21 protein-coding genes are annotated in these 23,781 nt (G+C 61.1%); 12 read left to right on the top strand and 9 right to left on the bottom strand.

The features are described 5' to 3' along the window. Positions 1 to 47: 47 nt before the first annotated feature. Positions 48 to 1,085, top strand: coding sequence for an extracellular solute-binding protein (locus tag RPG13_RS14435; RefSeq protein WP_127288847.1), 1,038 nt, complete (start codon positions 48 to 50; stop codon positions 1,083 to 1,085). A gap of 60 nt (positions 1,086 to 1,145) precedes the next feature. Beyond that, positions 1,146 to 2,747 (top strand): GMC family oxidoreductase, encoded by a 1,602-nt coding sequence (locus tag RPG13_RS14430; RefSeq protein WP_337125362.1) that lies wholly within the window; start codon positions 1,146 to 1,148, stop codon positions 2,745 to 2,747. A gap of 473 nt (positions 2,748 to 3,220) precedes the next feature. On the opposite strand, the gene RPG13_RS34965 is transcribed toward RPG13_RS14430, so the two are convergent. From RPG13_RS34965 to RPG13_RS14400, 7 genes are all read right to left on the bottom strand, one after another. Further along, complete coding sequence (locus RPG13_RS34965) at positions 3,221 to 3,340, bottom strand: FAD-linked oxidase C-terminal domain-containing protein (RefSeq protein WP_127289199.1); 120 nt, start codon at positions 3,338 to 3,340, stop codon at positions 3,221 to 3,223. Positions 3,341 to 3,459: 119 nt separating this feature from the next. Beyond that, on the bottom strand, positions 3,460 to 5,817 hold the full coding sequence (locus tag RPG13_RS14425; RefSeq protein ID WP_442921389.1) for a beta-glucosidase family protein: 2,358 nt from the start codon (positions 5,815 to 5,817) through the stop codon (positions 3,460 to 3,462). A gap of 81 nt (positions 5,818 to 5,898) precedes the next feature. After that, positions 5,899 to 6,969: an ABC transporter ATP-binding protein gene (locus RPG13_RS14420; RefSeq protein WP_337125360.1), complete on the bottom strand. Its 1,071-nt coding sequence runs from the start codon at positions 6,967 to 6,969 to the stop codon at positions 5,899 to 5,901. A gap of 2 nt (positions 6,970 to 6,971) precedes the next feature. Beyond that, positions 6,972 to 7,856 carry a carbohydrate ABC transporter permease gene (locus RPG13_RS14415; RefSeq protein ID WP_095486314.1) on the bottom strand — a complete coding sequence of 295 codons (885 nt, stop codon included), beginning with the start codon at positions 7,854 to 7,856 and terminating at the stop codon, positions 6,972 to 6,974. After that, positions 7,853 to 8,728 (bottom strand): carbohydrate ABC transporter permease, encoded by an 876-nt coding sequence (locus RPG13_RS14410; RefSeq protein ID WP_245465492.1) that lies wholly within the window; start codon positions 8,726 to 8,728, stop codon positions 7,853 to 7,855. Before RPG13_RS14410 ends, RPG13_RS14415 begins: the two co-directional genes overlap by 4 nt. 98 nt (positions 8,729 to 8,826) lie before the next feature. Continuing rightward, entirely contained in the window at positions 8,827 to 10,062 is a 1,236-nt protein-coding gene (locus RPG13_RS14405; protein WP_126103100.1) for an ABC transporter substrate-binding protein, read from the bottom strand. 86 nt (positions 10,063 to 10,148) lie between these two features. Then, positions 10,149 to 12,515 carry a beta-glucosidase family protein gene (locus RPG13_RS14400; RefSeq protein WP_337125359.1) on the bottom strand — a complete coding sequence of 789 codons (2,367 nt, stop codon included), beginning with the start codon at positions 12,513 to 12,515 and terminating at the stop codon, positions 10,149 to 10,151. A gap of 192 nt (positions 12,516 to 12,707) precedes the next feature. Here RPG13_RS14400 and RPG13_RS14395 point away from each other — a divergent pair, with 192 nt between their 5' ends. Then, on the top strand, positions 12,708 to 13,751 hold the full coding sequence (locus RPG13_RS14395) for an AraC family transcriptional regulator (RefSeq protein ID WP_337125358.1): 1,044 nt from the start codon (positions 12,708 to 12,710) through the stop codon (positions 13,749 to 13,751). A gap of 207 nt (positions 13,752 to 13,958) precedes the next feature. Here RPG13_RS14395 and RPG13_RS14390 read toward each other — a convergent pair whose 3' ends face one another. Together RPG13_RS14390 and RPG13_RS14385 are read right to left on the bottom strand one after the other, a co-directional pair. Beyond that, positions 13,959 to 14,477, bottom strand: coding sequence for a transglutaminase-like cysteine peptidase (locus tag RPG13_RS14390; protein WP_245329938.1), 519 nt, complete (start codon positions 14,475 to 14,477; stop codon positions 13,959 to 13,961). Positions 14,478 to 14,630: 153 nt separating this feature from the next. After that, a complete protein-coding gene (locus tag RPG13_RS14385; protein WP_280953378.1) occupies positions 14,631 to 14,762 on the bottom strand; it encodes a hypothetical protein in 132 nt (43 codons plus the stop codon). A gap of 332 nt (positions 14,763 to 15,094) precedes the next feature. On the opposite strand from RPG13_RS14385, the gene RPG13_RS14380 reads away from it, so the two are divergent. The 9 genes from RPG13_RS14380 (at position 15,095) to hutC (ending at position 23,732) form a co-directional block, all read left to right on the top strand. Further along, the gene (locus RPG13_RS14380) at positions 15,095 to 15,334 is read left to right on the top strand and encodes a hypothetical protein (RefSeq protein WP_126103104.1); all 240 of its coding nucleotides are present in this window, start codon (positions 15,095 to 15,097) and stop codon (positions 15,332 to 15,334) included. Positions 15,335 to 15,640: 306 nt separating this feature from the next. Next, entirely contained in the window at positions 15,641 to 16,414 is a 774-nt protein-coding gene (locus tag RPG13_RS14375) for an SDR family NAD(P)-dependent oxidoreductase (RefSeq protein ID WP_095486308.1), read from the top strand. A gap of 117 nt (positions 16,415 to 16,531) precedes the next feature. Further along, positions 16,532 to 17,680 (top strand): ABC transporter ATP-binding protein, encoded by a 1,149-nt coding sequence (locus RPG13_RS14370; RefSeq protein WP_337125357.1) that lies wholly within the window; start codon positions 16,532 to 16,534, stop codon positions 17,678 to 17,680. Between the two features lie 35 nt (positions 17,681 to 17,715). After that, positions 17,716 to 18,822 (top strand): ABC transporter substrate-binding protein, encoded by a 1,107-nt coding sequence (locus RPG13_RS14365; protein WP_292217589.1) that lies wholly within the window; start codon positions 17,716 to 17,718, stop codon positions 18,820 to 18,822. Between the two features lie 67 nt (positions 18,823 to 18,889). Further along, entirely contained in the window at positions 18,890 to 19,834 is a 945-nt protein-coding gene (locus tag RPG13_RS14360; protein ID WP_337125356.1) for an ABC transporter permease, read from the top strand. Then, entirely contained in the window at positions 19,831 to 20,631 is an 801-nt protein-coding gene (locus RPG13_RS14355) for an ABC transporter permease (RefSeq protein WP_337125355.1), read from the top strand. Before RPG13_RS14360 ends, RPG13_RS14355 begins: the two co-directional genes overlap by 4 nt. Before the next feature lie 36 nt (positions 20,632 to 20,667). Continuing rightward, a complete protein-coding gene (hisD, locus tag RPG13_RS14350) occupies positions 20,668 to 21,990 on the top strand; it encodes a histidinol dehydrogenase (RefSeq protein WP_128284786.1) in 1,323 nt (440 codons plus the stop codon). A 6-nt stretch (positions 21,991 to 21,996) separates the two neighbouring features. Continuing rightward, positions 21,997 to 23,001, top strand: coding sequence for a zinc-dependent alcohol dehydrogenase (locus tag RPG13_RS14345; RefSeq protein ID WP_337125354.1), 1,005 nt, complete (start codon positions 21,997 to 21,999; stop codon positions 22,999 to 23,001). After that, complete coding sequence (gene hutC / locus RPG13_RS14340; protein ID WP_337125353.1) at positions 22,998 to 23,732, top strand: histidine utilization repressor; 735 nt, start codon at positions 22,998 to 23,000, stop codon at positions 23,730 to 23,732. Before RPG13_RS14345 ends, hutC begins: the two co-directional genes overlap by 4 nt. Positions 23,733 to 23,781: the final 49 nt, after the last annotated feature.

The raw sequence follows: 23,781 nt of genomic DNA, 5'->3' as shown, positions 1-23,781 counted from the left end.
ATGTGGGCTATCGTTGCCTTGGAGAACAAGAAATTAAGGGGAACGACATGTTCAAAAATCCGCGTGTCACATCACTCGTCGTCGCCAGCGCGCTAGGACTGGCCTTCAGCGTCTCGGCTCATGCTGAAGGCAAGCTTTCGATCTACGCTTGGGCCGACTCCATCGCTCCGGACGTCGTCGCAAAATTCGAAAAGGAAACGGGTATCGACGTCACCGTCGACGCCTTCTCCTCCAACGAGGACCTGCTGACCAAGCTGCAAGCCGGCTCCTCCGGCTACGACATCGTGACGCCCTCGCAGCATTTTGTGAAGATCATGATAGACAGCGGGCTGCTCGAGGACATCGGAGCCAGCAGCATGTCTGCCTATCAGCAAATCCTGCCGGAATGGCAGAAGCCATGGTGGGATCCGACCGGCAATCATTCGATCCCGCTTGCCTTCGGCAACGCCGGCTACACGGTCAACCGCGACGTCTACAAGGGTCCGGTCGATAGTTGGAAGACCTATTTTGAGCCGCCGGCCGAACTGCAAGGTAAAATCGCCAGCCTTGCGCAGCCAGACGAAGTCGTTTCGGCTGCGCAGAATTATCTCGGCATCAAATACTGCAGCGAAGATCCTCAGGAAATGAAGCGCGTTCTCGATCTCCTACAAGCGCAAAAGCCCTACGTCGCGGCCTACTCCAGCGACAATATCGAGAACCGGATCGGTGGCGGCGAGGTTGGCGCCCACTTCTGGTGGGACGGCAATACCATGCGCGTTCGCCGCAACGACAAGGCCAACGTTGAGTACGCGATGCCTAAGGAAGGCCTGGTCGGCTGGCTGGACTCCTATGTCGTGCCGAAGGGTGCGGCCAATATCGACAATGCCAAGAAGTTCATCGACTTTATGGCTGAGATCGACAACGCGACGGCCGAGTACAACTACTACGGTCATTCCTCCCCGGTAAAGATCGACGAGACGAAAGCGCTCTACTCCAAGGAAAACGCTCCCGAACTTTTCCCAACCGTTCCGGTGAAAATGGGCGAAGCGTGTTCGCCTGCAGCGCAGGAACTTGTCACGAAAGTCTGGACGCAACTCCTCCAGTAAGGTCGGCGGGCCGGTTACCAAGATTTCCGGCCCGTTCCATTTTCTTTGAAGGCGCGGTGAATGTCGGCCGATACTTATGATTATGTCGTGGTTGGCGCAGGTTCGGCAGGCTGCGTCCTCGCCAATCGCCTGAGCGCGAACCCATCCGTGCGGGTCTGCCTCGTCGAGGGCGGCGGAAGCGACAACAGCGTGCGGGTGAGAGTGCCGGCGGGAATCCTCTCGCTCTACGGCAATCCGAATTATGACTATTGCTTTGTCGGCGTGCCTCAGCCGCACCTCGATAACCGCAGGATTCCGGTCAATCGTGGCAAGGCGCTGGGCGGTTCGAGCTCGATCAACTCGATGGTCTATATCAGGGGCGCCGCCCAAGATTATGACGAGTGGTCGCGGCTCGGCTGCACAGGTTGGGCGTATAGCGACGTGCTTCCCGTCTTCAAGAAGCTCGAGCGCAATCTGCTTGGCCAAAACCCCCAGTACCACGGCACAAGCGGAGAGCTGCTGGTCGACAGCCCACGCGATCCGAACGTGCTTTCAAAGATGTTCGTCAAAGCCGGGAACGATTCGGGCCTCCCTGTCAACGACGATTTCAATGCCGAAAGCCAGTTCGGCCTCGGGATATACAATGTCACGCAAGATCGCGGTCAGCGCTTCAGCAGTTTCACCGCTTTCGTGCGCCCGGTGCTCGATCGCAAAAATCTCACCGTTCTGAGCGAATGCGAAGTTATCGACCTCAAAATAACGGAGGCGCGTGCAGCGGGCGTAAGGGTGCGGCACCAGGGCGAGCAGAAGACGCTATCTGCTAACCGCGAGATCGTGCTCTCGGCCGGCGCGATCAGCTCACCGAAGATTTTGCTAGCTTCCGGGATCGGCCCGGCGGCCGAGCTCCGAGAGATCGGCATAGATCCGATCCTTAATCTGGCGGGAGTGGGCAAGAACCTGCAGGACCATGTGGACGGCATGATCACAGTCCGCTCCTCAAGCACCAAGACGCTGGGCCTGTCGCTGCTGAATCTCCCCCGCATGTTAGCAGCGCCTTTTCAGTATTTCGTCGGCCGAAAGGGCATGCTCAGCACGAACTATGTCGAGGCCGGCGGCTTTGCCAAAACGAAGTACGCAGATGACATTCCCGACATTCAGTTCCACTTTGTGCCCGGCTATCGCAGCCATCGCGGCAGACTTCTGGAGTATGGGCATGGGTACGCAATTCACACCTGCGTCCTTAGGCCCAAAAGCGTTGGCGAACTCAAATTGTCCGGCCATGCATCGAGCCGGGATGTCTTGATCGATCACCGGTTCTTCTCCGACGAGGAGGACGCCAAGGTGCTGGTCGAAGGCATCAAGATTGCGCGTCAGATCTTTGCTGCACCCGAGTTCGACGAGATCAGAGGCAGGGAGATGCTGCCGGGCAAGGATGTGCGTAGCGACGACGAAATCCTGGCCTATCTGCGCGCCGAAGCGCTGACCGTTTATCACCCAGTTGGAACCTGCAAGATGGGGACGGATGCGATGGCTGTCGTCGATCCGGCAACGCTCAAGGTGCGCGGCATCGCAGGCTTGCGGGTCGCGGATGCGTCTGTCATGCCGAAATTGATCGGCGGCAACACCAATGCGCCCAGTATGATGATCGGACAGAGAGCTTCAGACATGATCTTGGGCCAGTAAACGCCGCTTTTGGTCTCAGCGTTAGAAAATACAACGCATCGGACTTGGCGCCTGCCGCGCCGCGCAGGTGCTAGCGTGCGCACAATGTGTGGTCCCATGCTGAACGGCAAAGCTGCCGACAGTAGTTGCGTATCTTGTTCTTGGAGGGTGGTAAGAGTCAGAATTAGCGCGTATTAATAAGTTAGGGTTAACAAAGGCTTTCTCGGTGATGCTGTTTCAAATCACCTCTATCGCAGTCGAACTCGCGGTCTCCTACGTCACGATTGCACTCACCTATCTGGCCGCTGTGTACGCGATTTGCTCCCGCTACGGGTGAGCGCGGCCCACCAGACGCGGCAGAGGGTCCCGTTGCAACGCTGCCGGGAATCGTAGCGTCGAGCGGAATCGGCACAAATATCAGCCGGACACTAAAGTGCGTCGCGTTTGAACGGATTCATGCGGCGCGCTTTAAGTTCTTGTTTTTATGCATGTCGTTATCGCAAAACCGCTGCGCACTTTTGCGCGACATGCATTAGGCAGCCAGGATTCATGATGCCCAGCGGGTCGAAGGCGGCCTTGATCGCCGCAACAGCCTTCCGCTCTTCCGGCGTCAGCCATTCCCAGTAGACCGCACGTCCGCCCGACTCCGACGATCCACCTTTTCAGCGGCGCACTGACCAATAGAGATCAAAGACGATTGGGTCGTTGCGGCAGGGGAGCACCCGTGCAGAGCTTACGCGGCTTGATAGTCCCGCTCATCTGTCTCGCCATTGATCTCGCAGAGCAGTCTTTCGATGTCGGCTTTCGGAAAACTGCGGCGAAACCGGCGGTCGAAGGTCGTGAATATGCCGAAAAAGGAATTGGCGCAGTGCTCCAGCATCGTATCCGCCTCCTGCGCTGAGATGCCGAGCTGGCCTTGCAGAAAGGCGACGAATTTTCGACGTGCGATCGGATTTCGAAGCACGAAGACCGGCTGTGTGTCCCATTCGATGGGCCGATGTTCCGAGACGGAAGAAATGGTTCGCAGAGGCGCCACCAGCCGGATATCCCTCGATGACGAACCGACCTCGATCCCGATCGTATCGCTATCGAGCGTCCAGTCTCCGCGCGCCGGGTCGAAGGCGCAGAGATCCTGCGCTGTCAACTCGATGCTGACCCTGCGGCTTTCGCCGGGGCGCAGCGCAACCTTGCAGAAGCCCTTCAGTTCGCGGATTGGCCGTTTGAGGCGGGGCTTGCCGTAACGGGCGTAGAGCTGGCAGATTTCCTTGCCTTCCACCGCTCCGGTGTTGGTAACGGTAAAGCTCGCGGAAACGCGTTCACCACGCCGGATTTCCGACCGGTCCAGCGAGAGATCGGAGTAGGCGAACTCGGTAAAACTCAATCCGAAGCCGAACGGAAAAAGCGGCTCGATGTCGCGGGCATCGTACCACCGATAGCCGACATGGATGCCTTCGCTGTAAAGGTGGCGCCCATTCTCGCCCGGATAGGTGAGATAGGCCGGCATGTCCTCCATTCGTTTCGGGAAGGTCGTGGTAAGCTTGCCGCACGGGTTAACCCGGCCGAACAGGATATCGGCGAGGCCGCCGCCCATGGCCTGACCGGAAAAGAAGGTTTCGACCACGGCCTGCACCTTGTCGATCCACGGCATGACAACGGCGTCGGGGCTGGCAATGACGACAACCAGATTTGGATTGGCGGCGGCAAGCCGTTCGATCAATTCGTCATGGCCGTGCGCGAGATCAAGCGTGCGGCGGTCGGAGCCCTCGCCGTCATAGCCGCTCTCGACATTGACGAACACGATGACCATGTCGGCCCCGGCGGCGCCCGTCTCGGCTTCAGCAATCAGCGTCTCGCGGTCCTCGGCGATCCCGCTCGTGCCCCGGAAGATTTCGATCTGGATATCGGCGCCGGCGAGTTTGCGGATTTCGTCCAACGGCACGTCCACCGAGGTCGGTGGCGTCGTGGCGCAGCCGGAGCCCTGGATAACGGGGGTGCGGGCTCCCTCACCCACGATCGCAATACGCTTCACCTTCGCTGGCGAGATCGGCAGGAGTGCGCCCTCGTTTTTCAGCAAAACGATGGATTCGGCCGCCATCCGGCGGGCCAGCGAATGATGCTCGGCACGATCGAAAACCCGCCCCCGGGCTTCCCCGCGCTTGGCGCGCCGGATCAGACCGAGCATGCGTGCGCAGGCCTTGTCGAGCACGGCGCAGTCTATCCTGCCCGCCTTGATCGCCTCCAGCAGGTCGGCCTTGCGCGTCTCGCTTTCCGGCATGTCGAGGTCGTTGCCGGCCGCCAGCGAGGCGGGTCGATCCTTGATGCCGTGCCAATCGGAGACAACCACGCCGTCATAGCCCCACTCGCCTCGCAACACCTCGTCGAGGAGCCAAGGGTTCTCGGCAGCTTGGCCGCCGTTCAAGCGATTGTAGGAACTCATGACGGTCCAAGGATTGTTCTTGGCTATCGCCCGCTCGAAGCCGCTCAAGTATATCTCCCGCAGAGCGCGTTCCTCGACCACGGAATCCATGGTCGTCCGCTCGACTTCGGAATTGTTGCAGGCGAAATGCTTCAGCGATGCGCCAACGCCGTTGTCCTGCAGCCCGCCGATGACGCCGGCCGCGAAATCCCCCGTAAGGATCGGATCTTCGGAATAATATTCGTAGGAGCGGCCGCCGAGCGGGGTGCGACGGATGTTGATCCCCGGTCCGAGCAGCAGATGAACGCCGGCTTCTTGACATTCGCGGGCGAGAGCCTCGCCCAACCCACGCGCAAGGTCTGTGTCCCACGAACAGGCGATGCTGCATCCGTTTGGAAAGCAGGTCGCGGGTCTGACCTGCCCCCAGGCAATCTGCACGTCATCGGCCTTCTGGTCGACGACGGAGAGAAACGCCGCGAAATCCTGGCCCCCGGCTTCATCCTGATCGATCTGCGGGATGGAGTAACGCACCCCGTAGGTGCCGTCGGTCATGACGATCTGCGGGATGCCCAGACGCTCGATCGCTGCCGTCTTCCACATGCGGTGGCCCGAAACAAGCGACACCTTCTCCGCATCCGTCATCTCTTCGATCAGCGCATCGAACGCGCCATCCATCAGCTTTTCATACGACAACCGAAGTCTCCATGGATGCCTCGGCGGCGTTTGTGCCGCCGGTTGATTGAGTTCTCGTGTTCCTCACAGCCGCCGTTCGGTCGACGCTGAAAAGAAGGAAGCCTTCGCCATGTCGAACCGAAGGCCGACCTCCTTGCGCATCGAGCGGGCGGCATCGACGCCGAGCCTGACGCTCATGCGTTTGCCCAGGCAGTCGAACCAGCCGAGGGCATCGGCGCCCAGAAGTTCGGTGAAGGCGAGCTTGGCGGGAATGCTGTCAGGCGAACCCGGCTCGACGACGTCGATGTCCTCGCACCGAATGCCGAGCACCGCCTCGCCCGCGGTTGACGGATCTTCGAAAGGATAGGCGGAAGAGCCGATGCTGCGCTGGCCGACCAGAAAGCGCCCCGCGCCGTCCAGGCTGCCCTCAAGAAGATTCATGGCAGGCGATCCCACGAAGCCGGCGACGAAGAGGCTTGCCGGCTTCTCGTAGATCGACTGCGGAGGAGCGAACTGCTCGACCCTGCCCTTGTGCATCACGGCCACGCGATCGGCCATTGTCATGGCTTCGATCTGGTCATGCGTCACATAGATCATGGTGGACTTCAGCGTCTCGTGCAGTTGCTTGAGCTCGACGCGCGTCTCGGCGCGCAGCTTGGCATCGAGGTTCGACAGCGGCTCATCGAAAAGGCAGATGCTGGATGAGCGCACGAGCGCTCGGCCGATCGCGACCCGCTGGCGCTGACCGCCTGACAACTGGCCCGGCTTGCGGTCGAGCAGCGCCTCGATTTGCAGGAGCTTCGCCACCCAGTCTACCTTTTGCACGATCGTCGGCTTGGGCGTGCCAGCGACTTTCATGCCGAAGGAGAGATTGCGCCGCACGGTCATGGCAGGGAAAAGCGCATAGGATTGAAACACCATCGCCAGTCCCCGCTGGCTTGGCTCCAGGCCGCTGACATCGACTGCGTCGATCACGATCTGGCCGGAGTCGCAATCGTCAAGTCCGGCGATCACGTTGAGCAGGGTCGACTTTCCGCACCCCGACGGACCTAAAATGACGATGAATTCGCCGGGAGCGATCTCCATGTCGACCGAATCCAGGACGGTCAGACCGGCGAAGGATTTCCTGATTTTCCGGATGGATACACTGGACATGGCTAACCCTTCACAGCACCGGCGGCGATGCCGCGCACGAAATAGCGGCCGGAGAGGAAATAGACGATGAGCGTCGGAATGGCGGTGATGACCGCGGCGGCCATGTTGACATTGGGCGAGGCCGAACCCCGAGCATTGTTGACGATGTTGGTGAGCTGAACCGTCATCGGCAAATTGTCGTTGCCGGCGAAGATCAGCCCGAGCAGATAATCGTTCCATATGCCGGTGAATTGCAGGATCGCCACGACGACCAGGATGTTGGTCGACAGCGGGAGAATGACGGACCGGAACGTCCTGAGAAAACTGGCGCCTTCCATGCGCGCGGCCCGGCTGATCTCCTCCGGCACGCCAACGTAGAAGTTTCGGAACAGCAGCGTCGTATAAGGCAAGCCGTAGACGACATGGACAAGAATGATACCGCTATAGGTGCGGAACAGACTGAGGCTGCTCAGGATCTTCACCGTCGGATAGAGCATCGCCTGATAGGGGATGAATAGGCCGACCATGACGAGAAGCATGATCAGGTTGGCGTGGCGTGACTTCCACTGCGCCAGCGCATAGCCGTTGAGCGCGCCTGCCAGCGTCGAGATCACGACGGCTGGAACGGTGATCTTGATCGAGTTCCACAGGCCTGGGCGCACCCCGCCGCATTCGAGCCCGGTGCAAGCACTTTTCCATGCCGTCAGCCACGCATCGAAAGTCGGCTTGACGGGGAGAGCGAGAAGATTGCCCTGGCGGATTTCCTCCATCGGCTTCAGCGAGTTGCTGATCACCAGCAGCAGCGGCAGGAGAAAGAAGGCGGCCGAAGCGAAGAGAAACGCATAGAGACCGAGACGCGCCGCGCGTGGGCCGAACACGGAGCGTTCGCCAGGAAGGCTTCGCGTCACGTGCGCCTCCTGAACTCACTGTAGAAATAAGGTGCCAACAGCAAGAGCGAGAGGACCAGCATCGCGATCGAGGCGGCGGAAGCCAGGCCGAGATTGACCCGTGCGAAATAATAGTCGACAGCGAACTTCGCCGGCATTTCCGTGGCAATGCCGGGCCCTCCCTTGGTCATGGCGATGACAAGGTCGTAGCCTCGAATAACGTCCGACATCAAAAGCACGACGCAGGAAGCCACGACCGGCCGCATACCGGGAAAAATGACTTGCAGATAGGCACGCCAGAGGGGAATGCCCTCCATGCGGATCGCCTTCCAGAGGTCTTCGTCCACGCCGCGCAAGCCGGCGAGAATGATGACCATGATCAACCCGGCCGAATGCCAGATGCCGGCAATCACCAGCGTGTAGATCGCCCGGTCGGGATCGGTGAGCCAGTCGAAGCTGAAATTCTCCCAACCCATGCCGCGCACAAGCCCCTGCAAGCCGTTCACAGGGTCGAGCACCCAACGCCAGGAAAGACCGGTGACGATCAGCGATACGGCGAGCGGATAGAGGAATATGGTTCGAAACAGCGACTCGGCCCTGATGCGGCGGTCGGCGAAAACGGCAAGCAACGTGCCGAAGGCGAGCGTGCCAACGATGTAGAGCACGCCGAAAATCACCATGTTCAGGCAAGACACCAGCCAGCGGTGGTTCGTGAAGAGCTTGATATATTGGTCGAAGCCCACGAAATTGTAATTGGGCATCAGCGTCGACCGCGTCAGGGACATGTAGCCGGTCCAGAAGATCGATCCGTAGAAAAACACCGCCACGATGCCGAAGAAGAAGACGACCGTCATGTCCGGCCTGAACGTCTGCCGATGCAACCAGGTTCTCATGAAACCGCTTTCAGGATCATAGGTGCGTCATGCCGAGCGACCCGCGAGTGCAAGGGTTGGCAACCAGCCAGCGATGCCGCCAGCCGGTTGCGTGATTCTTACTCGCTCTGCAGAATGTTGCTAAAGCTCTCGACGGCCGCTTGCGTGGTCATGGACTTGTCGGTCCAAAACTGCCCGGCCAGATCCGTCACCTGGCCGTTAAGGTCGCCTGCGAGCGCATCATAGGCTGCCTGGACCGCGGCGCCCGGCGTGGCAAGCGCCTTGGATCCGATTTGCGCGCAGGTGTCGAGCTTGGACGTATCCACATCCGTCCGCGACGGGACAGAGCCTTTGACCTCGGCGATCGTTTCCTGGACAGCGGGCTCCATGATCGAGTCCGCGAGCAGCGTCTGGCCCTTGATTCGGTCGTCGTCGGTGTTCACCGGGAATGCAAAGACATCGATCAGGATCGCGTATCCTGGCTTTTCAGCCGGCGTCAGGAAGCACCCGAAGTCCTTACCCGCGACCTTGCCGGCAGCGAGGAACTCGCCCCGTGCCCAGTCGCCCATGAACTGGAAACCGGCCTTGTCCGTCACGACGAGGTTCGTCGTGTCGTTCCAGGAGCGGCCGGGGCTCGCCGGATCCGCATAGGTCGATACCTTGCGAAAGATATCGAAAGCCTGGGTCAGGACAGGCGATTTGAGCGCCTCGGGGGATCGCTTGACGATCAATTCATTCCAGTACTCGGGACCGCCGAGAGCGAGAAACACGCTGTAGAGGATGCCGACTTGCTGCCAGGGTTCGCCGCCGGTAGCGATGCCAATGCCGCCCGACGCCTTGATCTTATCGGCGGCCGCGAAAAGCTCGTCGAAGGTCTTCGGTTCGCTGATTTTGAGTTTCTCCAGAACGGGCTTGGAATACCAGACCCAGTTCTGCGCATGCACCCCGACGGGTAAGGCAACAAGGTGGCCGTCGACATTGAGCTTGTCCCATACAATCGGCGCCATCACCTTTTGCCAACCGCCCTTGGCGGCGAGATCGTCGAAATCTCGAAGCTGACCGGAGCTGGCAAGGTCGCGCAGCGCCGAGCTTGGCGTCATCAGGATCGCCGATGGCGGCTGGCCGCCGGCAATCCGGCTGGTTGCCGCCGCAAGCGCCGCGTCGAAATCGGCCGACGGGCTGTCGATCCATTTTCCGCCGCGCTGCTTGAAGCTGTCGGCGATCGTGTTCATCGCCTTGGATTCACTCGAACTCGTCCAGTAGTGCTGCACGTCGACGGTCTGGGCGAGCACGGGACTAGAGGCAGCGAACGCGCCCAGGATGCTCATCGTGGACAATAGGTGGCGAAATTTCATGGCAGTTCCCCTTGGTTGGCATTGATTGCACGGTCTCTGTTCCCGAGACGCTCGGTCCGGCACCGCGCAAGGCGGCGCCCAGGTGTCTATGCAGCCTTGGTGAGCGTCATTCCCATCTCCTTGTTGAGGCTGTCGAGGAATGCGGCCATTTCGGCCTTGGAGATTGTCTCGCCCGCGACCCAGGTGACGGTCTTGTGGATTCCGAGGAAGGAGCCGGCGCAGTATTCGAGCATCTTGTCGGCCTCCTGATCGCTGAGATCGAGCCGCTGCTTGAGGAAGGCACGGAAGCGCTGGCGGGCGAATTCGTGCTCGAAGACCAGGAAGGGCTGGCTTTCGACATTGAGGACGGTGGAGGCGAGTGCCGCGGCTTCGACCTCGACCGTCCGCTCCAGACGGATGTCGCGAGAGGACGCGCCGACCTCGAAGGTCAGGCTGCCGGCATCGAGCAGCCACCGGCGATACTGCGGGTCATAATACCGCAAATCGCGGCTCTCGATCTTGATCTCGACGCGCTTGGTTTCGCCCGGCTCGAGAGAGACTTTCGCGAAGCCCTTGAGTTCGCGGATCGGGCGGATCAGCCGCGGTTGGTGCGGGCGCGCATAAACCTGCGCGATCTCGTTGCCGGCCACACTGCCGGTGTTGGTGATATCGAACGCGAGCGTGATCGAGCTCGACGCATCAATCCGATCGGCATCGACCGACAGGTTGGAATATTCGAAGCTGGTGTAGCTCAGCCCGAAACCGAAAGGAAACAGCGGCGTGAGCTTGCGCTTGTCGTAGAAGCGATAGCCAACGTGGATGCCCTCCGAATAAATGTGGCGATTGCCCTCGCCGGGATAGGTGAGGTAGCCCGGTATGTCCTCGACCTGGACGGGGAATGTCACGGTCAGCTTGCCGCACGGATTGCGGCTGCCGAACAGAACATCGGCGATCGCGCTGCCAGCACCTTGCCCGCCGAAGAAAGCCGCAAGCACGGCTGCAACATGATCGGCCCAGGGCATGACCACGGCGTCCGGCGTCGCGAGAATGACCACGACTTTACTTTTACGTGCGGATAGTCGCTCGATCAGGGCGTCCTGGCCGTCATGCAGATTGAGATGCTTGCGGTCAGAGCCCTCGCCGTCATAACCGACCTCGGTGTTGGCGAAAAACAGGACAGCGTCGGCGGCGTCGACCGCCGCAAGCGCCACCGCCTCGGAGCTGCCACCGGCCTCGAAATCCGCGACCGTGTGATAGTCGATGTCCACGCCGGGTGCGCGTTTGCGGATTTCCTCCAGCGGGATGTCGACCTCGGTCGGCCTCGTCGTGGCGCAACCAGAACCCTGGATGACCGGTTCCACGGCGGCGGCTCCAAGGACCGTGATCCTTTTGAGCTTCTCGGGGAGCAAGGGAAGGCTGGCGTTCTCGTTTTTCAGGAGCACGATCGACTCGGCCGCCATGCGCCGGGACAAGGCATGATGCTTTTGGAAGTCGGCCTCGGCATTCGGCTTCACACCGTTTCGTGCCAGACGCACAAGCTTCAAGATGAGCAGGCACGAGCGATCAAGCGTCTCCATTGACACCTGGCCGTCTTCGACCGCTGTCAGAAGTTCCTGCTTGCGGGAGCCGCTTTCGGGCATGTCGAGGTCGTTGCCCGCATTCATCGAAGCAGGCCGGTCCTTGATGCCGTGCCAGTCGGACACCACGACGCCATCATATCCCCACTCGTCGCGCAGCACTTCGGTCAGCAGCCAGTGATCTTCGGCGGTTTGAACATCGTTGAGCCGGTTATAGGAGCTCATGACGGTCCAGGGATCGCTCTTGCGGATCGCCCGTTCGAAGCCGGCGAGATAGATCTCGCGCAGGGCACGTTCCTCGACGACCGAGCTCATCGTCGTGCGCTGGACCTCGGAATTGTTGCACGCGAAATGCTTGAGCGAAGCCCCTACCCCGTTGTGCTGAAGGCCGTTGATGACCGCGGCGGCAATATCACCCGTCAGCAGAGGATCCTCCGCGTAATATTCATAGCTTCGCCCTGCCAGCGGCGTACGCCGGATATTGACACCTGGGCCGAGCAATATGTTGACGCCGAACGCTTGGCATTCGGCAGCGAGCGCTTCGCCAAGTTCATATGCGAGATTGAGATCCCACGAACAGGCCAACGACGAACCATTCGGAAAGCATGTTGCTGGACGGGTGGAGCCGAATGCACTGTCGACCCCTGTCGAGAGATCGGTGTTGACGACACTCAGGAATGAGGCGAGCTGGTTGTCTGCGTCATGCGCTCCGTCGATCTGTTCTATCGAATAGCGAACACCGTATGTGCCATCCGTCATCAGCAGTTCGGGAATGTTAAGACGGTAGTTGGCGACCGTCCGCCAGAGGCCGTGGCCGCTGACCATCGCGACCTTTTCCTCGATGCTCATCTGCGCCAGCAGACCAGTCAGCTCCTTGTCGGAAATATTCCAGGTCATCGTCATTCCATATGCTGTTGCGGACGCGCGCCGGTCATCTCTGGTGGTTCGCCTCACCATTGCGGCATCGCCGCTGCGCCAAGAGATGATCTATTGATGACACGAGGCCACGGCTCTCTTCTAGCCGCGAAACTTGCGCTGGAACTACGACAGTTTTTGATGTCTAGTAAGCAGGTTGGCCTGGGAACCATGATGAATATCGCTTATCTCAAAACCGACGGCGAACTGCAAATCCGCGACAGTAGCTTCGAGGATCATGCGCCTGCGGAGGATTTTCACTGCCGTGCCTTCATGCATGGCCGTGCCAATGTGCCCTATCATTGGCATCGTGAAATGGAGATACTTTTCGTGCTGCGAGGCAGCTTCCGCCTAGTCGTTGACGAGCAGGCTTGCGAGATGAAGCAGGATGATGTGATCATCATAAATAGCGACGTCCCGCACAATTCGACTTCGATTTCGCGCGATGCTCTGATCTGCGGCGCGCATCTCGATGTTGGATATTTCGAGCGCATGGGCCTGCCCGGTTTTGCATCCCGGCATTACCTTTGCCGCTCCTTCCTCCATAGCCGTCCGTTCATGAATCGGATCGCGCCGATAAAGGCTTTCATGGCCCGGCTGATCCTTGATCAGACGAGTCGCCCCGAGGAGGTCATAGTTCGGCAGACTGTTGCCAATCTTCTTGCCTGTTTCATCTATCGGCAGATCCCGCATCTGAAAGCAGATAGCGATGCAGCGCCCCTGCGGTCCGACAGTCGAGACCGAATCCTGAGGATTATGGGTGCAGTCGAAGGGCAATTAGACAATCAGCGACTGAGTGCGATTGCCGCGGCTGAGGGACTGACGCTGAGCCACCTTTCCCGCCTGTTCAAGCGCCATTTGGGCATTGGTTACCGCGACTATTGCCAAAGCCTGCGCTTGGACACCGCAGCGGACGAACTCCACCGGACAGATCATACTGTTGGTGTGATCATGGAGCGAAACGGTTTCGGCAATCCTGCTGTGTTCTACAATAAGTTCAGGGGCCGTTTCGGGTGCAGCCCCGCAGAGTTTCGACGCGCGCGCCATCTGCCGGGGGTACAAAGCGTACTCACGGAAGAAGATACCGTGGAGGCACAAAGGATTCTCCTCCGCTATGCAGCCGATCTTGGCAAGGCCGGCGAAATTGCGGTTGGCATCAATGTAGCGGGACGCAAACAAATCGCGCTTCGTGCGCCACATAGTGCAAGTTTAGATTGAATTCCCATCTCCGCTTGTACGAGTTGTGGCATGAGGTCTGCGCCGGTCGACTGCAGCGCCCATCGCCTGAACCCGAGCCATGCTAGCGAGCGGAGGCCGTCTAGGCCTGTCACGCAAATCGCGTTTCACACGACCTCTGTCCAACTCTGCTATTCTCGGACATGGCATGGGAGGTGCCAAGTGTAGTCCAGGCGCGATTCTCAAGGCTTAGTCGACTGCCCCGACCAGGACATCGGGGTGTTCAAGTATCGCAACCCAGCGCCCTGTGTCTGTGGACGATTGCCTTTTTAGAAATCTATATCCAGTTTCCGACCAAAGCTTCACCTCGTCGTTGAGGTTGTCGAGCACATAGTCGCCTTTGTCGGTCTTGACCGTCAGCACTGCGTGCCCCTCGCCGTCCTTCTTTTTGACGACAGTGATCAGAAGGTTCGAGAGCGATACGCCCGCCAAATTGAGCATCTGGCGCTTAAGCAGGACGTAGTCCTCGCAGTCGCCGACCGCGCTGTCAGGATAGGACCAGAATTCCATCGTTCCGTGAACGGCAAGATCACTCACGGGCCTGATCGATCTGTTCACAAGCTTGGTGACGGACGCGAGCTTGTCTTCCATTCCTCTGCTCATAAGGATTGGCGGAGCCTTGCCTGATCGTATTCTGCATTCTGCGGCCTGCCTTCGGCAGAATTCGATATAGCCGACCGGGACGGAAGTCCGTTGCCCGATGGCCATGGCACCATGCACCGCATCGGCCGAAGCTTGCTCGATCGGCGTCGCGGACATCATCAAGCCTATCAGTAGGCCGGCACACAGCCATGCCCGCGGTAACACTAATCCCATTCGCCCCGCCCAAAGTAACGACCCGAAACACTATTTAATATTGCGTTACCATCTTTTCATGAGCACATCAACGCAGCCGACGCGCGGCTTAAAGCCGCGATCGCGAGCCACCAGCGGCCTGACGCTGGGCACCGCGCGGCCGTCGCTGGAGAACTTCCACAGCCACTGGAAGGTCATGACCTTCGCCTGTTGTCGCATGGCCGCATCGGCGAAGTTCGGTCATAGGCGGCCCAAACGCGGACAAGCGACCGAATAAAAATTGTAGCCAAATTTGTCGAAGCGACGGAAATCCGGGGAGCCACGAGGCTCTCGCATACATTCGGTTACATTTCGATGGAGCTCGGGCAAACCTCTGCGACAGGCGTAGCGTAAATTCAATCGTGAGCAGGAAGTCTCGTCATGGTGACGAGACAGAAAGCCGACCGCGGTTTCGCAAGCAGGAGTCAATACGGCACCGCGCGCGAGGCGCCGATTGGCAAGTCTGCTCATTCTAAGAAAGGAAAAATACGATGAACAAGCTTGTAACAGTCTTGGCCCTCCTCGCCTTGTCGACAGGGGTCTCTCTCGCTGCCAATCAAAACCCAGACCGCGACCCGACCCGCGGGTTCGCCACTGATGCCGACAAAAGCGAAATGACCTTGGATACCAATCATGCCGCTTCCTTGCCCGTATCCGAAGCACCCCCGAAAGAAGGACAAACGCAACTCGGCAAGGTCCATGGGAAGCGTGCACCATGGGCGGGCCGCTAACATACTGAACTTGCCCGATGCAAAATTGTCCAATCACCCTCCATGCAACGAGGGTGGTTGGACAGGCGGCGCTAGAAAATCGTACCGCCAAGGAAGACTGGCTTCTCCCCTGCAGGACGGTCGGTTGATTGCTGCCGACCCGTAGATTCCCTCCACGCTCCGTAGGTCCTGGCAAGGGAAGATCCAGCGCCGCGCCATTTTGGTGGCGACCGCCCCCGGGCAATAGCGCAAGATGTATAGACAACCGGCCGCAACTGGTGTTCGTTTCCCGCATGCAATTTTCGAGAATGCAGGAACCGTGACGCCATGGACGCCGCTCGCTTATTCGACCTGACGGGAAAAAAGGCACTGGTGACGGGCGCCAGCCGCGGCATCGGCCAGGCTATTGCGGAGGCGCTCTGTGCGGCTGGTGCCGACGTCGCGGTGACCGCCCGCGACGAAACATCCCTTCGTGAGACGGCGGACCGAATTGGCGCACTCGGGCGTAGGTCGCTTTGCCGGTCTCTCGACGTGCTCGACACAGATCGCATCCGCGTGGCGGTCGACGAGGTCGCGGAAGTCTTTGGCGGGCTCGACATTCTGGTCAACAACGCCGGCTATGAGCAAGTCCAGCCCTCGCTCGACGTAGACGAGGCGGTGTGGGATCGCATCGTATCGACCAACCTGAAGGGCGCCTTCTTCTGCGCGCAGGCTGCGGCGCGACGGATGGCTGCCGGCAAGAGCGGCGGCGCGATCATCAATCTTTGCTCGCTGACCTCCTATGTCGGTATTCCGACCGCGGTGCCTTACGGCTCATCCAAATCTGGCCTTCTAGGCATGACGCGCGCGCTTGCCACGGAATGGGCATCGCTCGGTATTCGCGTCAATGCCATCGCTCCGGGTTATTTCCATACGGCGATGACTGATGTCTTCTATGAGGATCCCGATTGGCAGACGGCAATGCTGGCCAAGATCCCGCAGCGGCGCTTCGGCACGATGCAGGATCTGGCCGGAGCCGTTGTGTTCCTGGCGAGCGGGGCATCCGCCTATGTCACCGGGCATTGCATTCCCGTCGACGGAGGCTATCTCGCATCCATCTGAACGATATAAGTGCGGTGCAACAAGGACCGTGTAGACCCGACTTGTATATGGTTGTATATACCACCTGATACGCTGATCGTTCTTGCATGCGACCGGCGACAAAAAGGGGAAACCACAATGCAGGAGGAGGCTTTCCGGGCCGTAGCTTCACGCGAAGCAGAAGGCGGCAGGGAAATCGCAGTTGCGGTCCGCAACGTCGGGATGGACTTCGATGGAGTTCATGCCGTCAAGAATGCGTCCTTCGATCTGCCGAAGGGCCGGTTCCTCACCATTCTGGGACCTTCGGGGTCCGGCAAGACAACCCTCCTGCGAATGATCGCCGGGTTCCAGACCCCGAGCAGCGGCGAGATCTTCATCAATGGCGAAGCGGTAAGCGCAGTGCCACCGCACAAGCGGTCGATCGGCATGGTCTTTCAGAGGCTTGCGTTGTTTCCACATATGACGGCGGCCGAGAATGTCGCCTTCCCGCTGAAGATGCGTCGGCGCGACGCACGCACCATTCCCGAACGCGTCGAGCGATATCTCGCGCTGGTCCGGCTCGGGGGCTATGGCGGCAGGCGCATTCACGAACTTTCCGGCGGGCAGCAGCAGCGCGTCGCGATCGCGCGTGCGCTGGTGTTCGAGCCCGACCTGCTGCTTCTCGACGAGCCGCTGGCTGCGCTCGACCGAAAACTGCGTGAGGAAATGCAGCTCGAATTCCGCCGCATCCAGCGCGAGCTCGGCGTCACCACGATCAACGTCACCCACGACCAGCGCGAGGCGTTGGTGGTTTCCGACGACATTGTCGTCATGGATCAGGGCGAGATCCAGCAGAAAGCGCAGCCGATCCAGACCTACCGCCAACCCCGCAACGCCTTCGTCGCTAACTTCATCGGCGTCACCAACTTCATTGCCGGTACGGTACGGGTCGTCTCTGAAGCCGGCGACGTCTCCATCCTTCGGGGTGATCTGATGCTTGCCGGAAAGATCGGCGATCCGGCCAATCCACCTGCGGAGGGTGGCAACGCGTCGGGAGCAATCCGCGCCGAACAGATACGTCTCGCCAGCGATGCTGCCCAGCTGTCGAAGCTCGATTGCGTGCTGGCCGGGACTGTGACCGACACGATCTTCGAAGGCGAGCGCATGGTCTACGAGGTAGCCTGCGCCGCGATTGGCCAAGAAGTCATTCGCGTTTTCGACCATGATGCCGCCGCGCACACGCAGTTCGACATAGGCGAAAGCGTGTTCCTGGGGTGGAACGCCAGGGACATGCTTGTTTTTCGATAGAACCGGAAACCGGTCAAACCCAGAGGAGAATGCAGATGAAGCGCTTCAAGCCGACATTATCCCATCTTTCCCGCAGAACCTTCCTTCAAGCTACCGCCGCGCTTGGCGGCGCTTCAGCGCTCGGCCTGCGCGGTGCCTATGCGCAGGAACCGGAAAAGCCGGCCGAGATCATCGTGCGCGCCTGGGGCGGCAGCTGGGTGGACAGCCTGAAGGCCGGCGTGTCCGACAGCTTCACCAAAATGACGGGCATTGCCGTCCGTCACGACCTGACCGAAGACAACGAGATTCAGCCCAAGGTCTGGGCCGCCGTGGCGCAGAACCGCGTCCCGCCGATCCACATCAACTGGGATACCACCACCAATGCCACGAAGTCGGCATTGCGCGGTGTGACGGAAGACCTCTCAGACCTGCCGAACCTCGCCAATGTGACGGACCTAGCCAAGCCGGCCGGCCTGGAAGGTTTCCCGATCGTCAATACCTACGGCTACGTCTATGTGCTTGCCTATCGGCCTGCGGCATTCCCGGATGGGCCGCCGAAATCCTGGAAGGATCTGCTCGACCCGAAGTTCAAGGGCCGGCTTGCCTTCTACAATGACGGCATCGGCTTCCATTTCCCCGCGCAGGTCGCCGGTGGTGGCAAGCTGGAGGACATCCCCGGCAATATGCAACCGGCTTGGGATTTCATCACCAAGATGAAGGCGCAGCAACCGCTGCTCGGCGAGGATCCCGACTTCACCACCTGGTTCCAGAACGGTGAGATCGACGCCGCCTGCACCATTTCGACCAACGCCCGGGAAGCCCGCAAGAACGGTGTGAAAATCGAATGGGTCGTGCCGGAAGAAGGCGCGAAGTTCGACACGGATGGTCTGTGGATTCCCAAGGGCCTGCCGGAAAACGAACTCTACTGGGCCAAGCAGTACATCAACCATGCGCTGACCAAGGAAGCGCAGCAGATATGGCTGGATGGCCTCGGCTTGCCGGGCGTGGTGCCGGGCCTCACACCGCCTAAGGATCTGGTGGGCGATCCGTCCTACCCGACCACCAAAGAAGATTTCCAGCGCCTCATCCGCATCTCGTCGAAGATCCAGGTCGAGAATGAGAGCGAGTGGTTTTCCAAGTTCAAGGCGATCATGCAGGGTTGACGCCAGATCGGCCGGTGCCGCCCAAGTGCGGCACCGGCTCCTTCACGACGTCGGATAGGGATTTTTCATGCGGGCAGCCAGGACAGCCTATCCCCTGAAATGGCGCATCATGGATGCGCTGGAAGGCGTTGCGGCCGCCATCTGGCCGGCGCGGTTCCGGCGCGCGACGCCCTATCTGATGCTGCTTCCGGCGGTGTTGCTCGTCGGACTGCTCGTGCTCGGTCTCATCCAGATCGCAGATGCGAGCCTGCGCACGCTCGACACCACCACCTTCCAGTTCTCGGACGACTATTCCATCGCCAATTTCCGGCGGGCGCTGACGGAGCCGCTGTTCCTGGTTGTCGCGCAGCGCAGCCTCATCGCCGCCCTGATCGTCACTGCGGTGACGCTCGTCTTTGCCTTTCCCTACGCCTATCTGATGGTGCGCACGCGGTCGCCAAGATTGCGCAAGTTCCTGCTGATTGCACTGTTCCTGCCCTTCTTCATCGGCCAGGTTGTTCGTGCCTATGGCTGGCTGATCATCCTCGGCAACCAGGGCATGGTCAACGAGGCGCTCGGTCTTGTCGGGGTCGCGCCGATGCGGCTCATCTACAACTATCCCGCCGTGCTGTTCGGCCTCGTCCAGTACATGCTGCCGTTTGCCGTACTGATGCTCGCGCCGGCACTCACAGCCATTCCCGAAGAGCTGGAGGCGGCCGCCGGGTCGCTCGGCGCAAACTGGGTTCGCACATTCATCCATGTCGTGTTGCCGCTCGCTCGTCCGGGCTTCATCGGCGCCGGTGTGGTGGTGCTGACGCTTTCTCTCACCGATTTTGCAGTCCCCGCGATCCTTGGCGGCGGCTCTCAGGACTTCATCGCCAACGCCATCTACGACCAGTTCTTCCGAACGTCCGACCAGGGCCTCGGCGCGACGCTGGCGCTTATGCTGGTTGCGCTCGGGTCAATCCTTGTAGGCCTCGTGTTCGCGCTGTTCGGGGCCGGAACACTCGCCATGGGGAGGTCCCGGGCGTGAGCGGCTCGCGCAGCAAATCGGTTGTCCTGTGGACCCTGGTGACGATCGCCTTGATCACGCTTTCGGCGCCGACGGTCGTGGTGCTTGGCGCTTCCTTCACCGGCGGCAACATCATCACGTTTCCGCCGGACGGGCTGTCGCTGCGGTGGTACGCGCGTATCTCGCAGGCCTCCGACCTGCGCAATGCTTTCCTGCGCACGCTCCAAGTCGCGACGGTCTGCACGCTCGTTGCCATTCCCGTGGGCACGCTGGCCGGCATCGCGCTGGCGAAATATGCGGTGCGTTTCGAGAAGACGATCCAGATCTATCTGCTGCTGCCCTTCACCATCCCGCTGATCGGATCGGGCATCGGCCTCATGCTGATCTTCGGCAAGGCCGGCTTTCTCGGCCAGCTCTGGCCTGTCGGCATCGCGTGCTGCGTCATCAATCTTCCCTTCATGATCTGGGCGGTCACGGCGAGTGCCACCGGGCTTGACCCGGACCTGGAACTGGCCGCCGCCAATTGCGGCGCGCCGCCGCTCCAGGTGTTCTTCTCCGTCACCCTGCCGGCGGTGACGCCGGGGGTGATTACCGGCTCGCTGCTGATGTTCATCCTGGCGCTCAACGAGTTCCTGGTCAGCCTGCTGCTCGTCGATGCGCGCATCGTGACGCTGCCGGTGCTGATCTACAATTCCATCCGCTCGATCATCACGCCGGACCTTGCCGCGATCTCCGTGGTCTTCATCGCCTGCTCGGCTGTCGCCATCTTCCTGCTCGACAGGCTGGTCGGGCTCGACATCTTCCTGAAATCGAAATGAGGAATGCCGGCCCGCCGGGGCCGCAAAGGAAATCCTATGCCAAACGTATCATTCCATGACTTGAGCCAGCTCGACGCCGCTGGTCGTGCGGCATTAATGCGGCGCTCCGAGACCGATCTCTCCAGCTTTATGGAGAAGGCCGCACCGATCATCGAGGCAGTGCGAACAGAAGGCGACGCAGCGCTCGTTCGCTTCGCCCGCGACTTGGACAAGGCAGATCTCGATGCCGCGCGGCTCAAGGTCAGCCCCGCCGAGCTCGATGCCGCCTTCGGCATGGTGGATGAGGACGTGGTCGCCGCCATCCGCTTCGGCATCGACAATATCCGGCATTTTCACGAAGAGCAGAAGCCGGAAGCGATGTGGCTTAAGGAAATGCGGCCCGGCGCCTATGCCGGGGACCGCTTCACACCGATCCGCTCGGTGGCGCTCTATGTCCCGCGCGGCAAGGGCGCGTTCCCCTCGGTCACAATGATGACCGCAGTGCCGGCCGTGGTGGCGGGTGTCCCGGAGCTTGCCATCGTCACGCCGCCAGCGCCCGATGGTTCGGTGGACGCAGCAACGCTGGTTGCGGCGCGCCTCGCCGGCGTCGAAACGATCTACAAATGCGGTGGCGCGCAGGCGGTTGCCGCGGTTGCCTATGGCACTGAGACGATCAGGCCCGCGCTCAAGATCGTCGGTCCAGGCAGCCCCTGGGTCGTTGCGGCCAAGCGGCTGCTTGCCGGAGTGATCGATCCAGGTCTTCCCGCCGGTCCGTCGGAAGCGATCATCCTCGCCGACGACAGCGTGCATGGCGGACTGGCCGCGCTCGACCTCCTCATCGAGGCTGAGCACGGACCGGACTCATCGGCCTATCTGGTGACCCACAGCCGCCGCGTGGCGGAGGAGGCATTGGCCGCGCTGCCCGAGCACTGGGCGCGCATGACCGAGCAGCGGGTAGCGTTCTCCACCGCGGTGCTGACCGGCGCCTGTGGCGGCATCGTGCTGACAGGGTCGATCGAGGAGAGCTACCGCTTCATCAACGACTACGCGCCGGAGCATCTGGAGATCCTCTCCACCGACCCCTTCGCGCACCTTGGCCACATCACCGAAGCTGCCGAGATCCTTATGGGGCCGCACACGCCGGTCTCGATCGGCAATTTCGGGCTGGGCCCCAACGCCGTCCTGCCGACCAGCCGCTGGGCGCGTACCTGCGGACCGCTCTCGGTCACGGATTTCGTCAAGCGCTCTTCCATCGGCTACGTCACGGCCGCGGCCTATCCCGAATTCGCACGTCATGCCCGCACACTTGCTCGCTATGAAGGCTTCTCCTCGCATGAGCACGCCGTCTCCGACGTGCGCGATCGATATCTGGTGCGGTAACGGACGATGAAGGCGGCCAGACTCCATGCGGCAGGCGATTTGCGGGTTGAGGACGTGCCATCTCCCGGCGAACCAGCGCCTGGCTGGGTGCGGCTCAGGGTGACGGCCGCCGGCATTTGCGGCTCCGATCTCCACAATTTCCGCACCGGTCAGTGGATCAGCCGCGCGCCGAGCGTCGCCGGGCATGAGTTCGCCGGCGAAGTGACCGCCGTGGGCGCCGGCGTGTCCGAGTTGGCCCTCGGAGACCGAGTCGTCGCCGATTCGCGTTTCTGGTGCGGCGAGTGTCCTGCTTGTCGGGCCGGCCTGCATAATGTCTGTGCCATACTGGGCTTTGTAGGCGAGGTCTGCGATGGCGGCTTCGCGGAAGAGACGGAGCTGCCGGCGCGGCTGCTCCTGCGCCATGACCCCGCGCTCGATCCCGCAATTGCCGCCATGACGGAGCCGCTGGCGGTCGCCCTGCACGCAGTGCGGCGTCTGTCGGCGCCGGCCGGGGCGCCGGTGCTTATCGCCGGTTGCGGCCCGATCGGCGGGCTGGCGGCGCTGCTCCTGTCGCGGCCCGGCGAGAGACCGGTCCTCGTCGCCGACCGCAATGCGGCGCGTGCGGAACTTGTGGCGGAGGTGAGCGGTGCGACCGTCGTCGACCTGGACGCCCTACCCCACGATCCCAACCTGCGTCATGCCGTCGATGCGACGGGAAGCGTGGCGGTCATGGCGCGGCTGCTCGATCTTTTGGCGGGCGGCGGCACGCTGGCGCTGGTCGGCATTTCGCATGGCCGCCTCGACCTCGATCCCAACCTCCTGGTCGAGCGCGAGATCGCGCTGGTTGGCTGCCACGCCTTCGCCGACGAGCTTGCGCCGGCCGTCGCCATGCTTGGCGATCTCGCCCCCGCGCTGTCGCGTTTCGTGGCCGAGGAGATCGCGATCGGCGAGATTCCCGCCGCCTACCAGCGCCTGATCGCAGGCACGAGCGGCGGCCTGAAGACCATCGTCCGAATGGAGAGAGGACGATGATCAAGCTTCCTGAAACCGCCGGGCCGCTCTACGAAAAGGTCAAGGACTACGTGCTCGGCAACATCGGCAGCGGCAAATGGCCGAAGGACCGGAGACTGCCTTCCGAAAACGAGCTGGTCAGCACGCTCGGCGTCTCGCGCATGACCGTGCACCGGGCACTGAGGGAACTGACTTCGGAAGGCCACCTCCTGCGTATCCAGGGCGTAGGCACCTTCGTGGCACCGCCGAAGCCACAATCCGCGCTCATTGAAATCAGGAACATCGCCGGCGAGATCGCCGCGCGCGGCGCACGCCACAGGGCCGAGGTCGTCGTTCTCGAGAAAATCCGCAACCCGGCACTGGATCTCGTCGTCGCCTTCGAGTTCACGCGCCGCAGGCCGGTCGCCCATTCGATCATCGTGCATTTCGAGGACGATGTGCCCGTCCAGCTCGAGGAGCGCTTCGTCAATCCGGCTCTCGCACCGGACTACCACCGGCAAAATTTCGTTGCGACCACCACCTACGATTATCTGCAGCAGGCGACGCCGCTGACGGAGGTGGAGCACGTGATCTCGGCGATCGCCGCCGACGAGGTGGCCGCCGATCGTTTGATGATCCGGCCCGGCGACCCCTGTCTTCTCCTGCATCGGCGCACCTGGTCAGGCGCGGCGGTCGCCACTGTCAACAAGCTAACCTATGTCGGCAGCCGCTATTCGCTGGGCAGCCGCTACGCGCCCTCGCCCGCTGCATGAGCAGGAACACGCAGCGAAGCAGGGCGGGCGACGCCTCGTATCAAATATG

It is taken from the genome of Mesorhizobium sp. ISC15, from assembly GCF_037162615.1.
Lineage (GTDB): Bacteria > Pseudomonadota > Alphaproteobacteria > Rhizobiales > Rhizobiaceae > Mesorhizobium > Mesorhizobium mediterraneum.
The sequence above is the reverse complement of the archived record's forward strand: the minus strand, read 5'-3'. Positions and strand labels throughout refer to the sequence as shown.

Bases quoted from the DNA above. Each gene is read 5' to 3' on its own strand.
- RPG13_RS14435 (WP_127288847.1), top strand. From the start codon at position 48: ATGTTCAAAAATCCGCGTGTCACATCACTCGTCGTCGCCAGCGCGCTA.
- RPG13_RS14430 (WP_337125362.1), top strand. From the start codon at position 1,146: ATGTCGGCCGATACTTATGATTATGTCGTGGTTGGCGCAGGTTCGGCA.
- RPG13_RS14425 (WP_442921389.1), bottom strand. From the start codon at position 5,817: ATGGATGGCGCGTTCGATGCGCTGATCGAAGAGATGACGGATGCGGAG.
- RPG13_RS14420 (WP_337125360.1), bottom strand. From the start codon at position 6,969: ATGTCCAGTGTATCCATCCGGAAAATCAGGAAATCCTTCGCCGGTCTG.
- RPG13_RS14410 (WP_245465492.1), bottom strand. From the start codon at position 8,728: ATGAGAACCTGGTTGCATCGGCAGACGTTCAGGCCGGACATGACGGTC.
- RPG13_RS14405 (WP_126103100.1), bottom strand. From the start codon at position 10,062: ATGAAATTTCGCCACCTATTGTCCACGATGAGCATCCTGGGCGCGTTC.
- RPG13_RS14400 (WP_337125359.1), bottom strand. From the start codon at position 12,515: ATGACCTGGAATATTTCCGACAAGGAGCTGACTGGTCTGCTGGCGCAG.
- RPG13_RS14395 (WP_337125358.1), top strand. From the start codon at position 12,708: ATGAATATCGCTTATCTCAAAACCGACGGCGAACTGCAAATCCGCGAC.
- RPG13_RS14390 (WP_245329938.1), bottom strand. From the start codon at position 14,477: ATGGCCATCGGGCAACGGACTTCCGTCCCGGTCGGCTATATCGAATTC.
- RPG13_RS14385 (WP_280953378.1), bottom strand. From the start codon at position 14,762: ATGACCTTCCAGTGGCTGTGGAAGTTCTCCAGCGACGGCCGCGCGGTG.
- RPG13_RS14380 (WP_126103104.1), top strand. From the start codon at position 15,095: ATGAACAAGCTTGTAACAGTCTTGGCCCTCCTCGCCTTGTCGACAGGG.
- RPG13_RS14375 (WP_095486308.1), top strand. From the start codon at position 15,641: ATGGACGCCGCTCGCTTATTCGACCTGACGGGAAAAAAGGCACTGGTG.
- RPG13_RS14370 (WP_337125357.1), top strand. From the start codon at position 16,532: ATGCAGGAGGAGGCTTTCCGGGCCGTAGCTTCACGCGAAGCAGAAGGC.
- RPG13_RS14365 (WP_292217589.1), top strand. From the start codon at position 17,716: ATGAAGCGCTTCAAGCCGACATTATCCCATCTTTCCCGCAGAACCTTC.
- RPG13_RS14360 (WP_337125356.1), top strand. From the start codon at position 18,890: ATGCGGGCAGCCAGGACAGCCTATCCCCTGAAATGGCGCATCATGGAT.
- hisD (WP_128284786.1), top strand. From the start codon at position 20,668: ATGCCAAACGTATCATTCCATGACTTGAGCCAGCTCGACGCCGCTGGT.
- RPG13_RS14345 (WP_337125354.1), top strand. From the start codon at position 21,997: ATGAAGGCGGCCAGACTCCATGCGGCAGGCGATTTGCGGGTTGAGGAC.
- hutC (WP_337125353.1), top strand. From the start codon at position 22,998: ATGATCAAGCTTCCTGAAACCGCCGGGCCGCTCTACGAAAAGGTCAAG.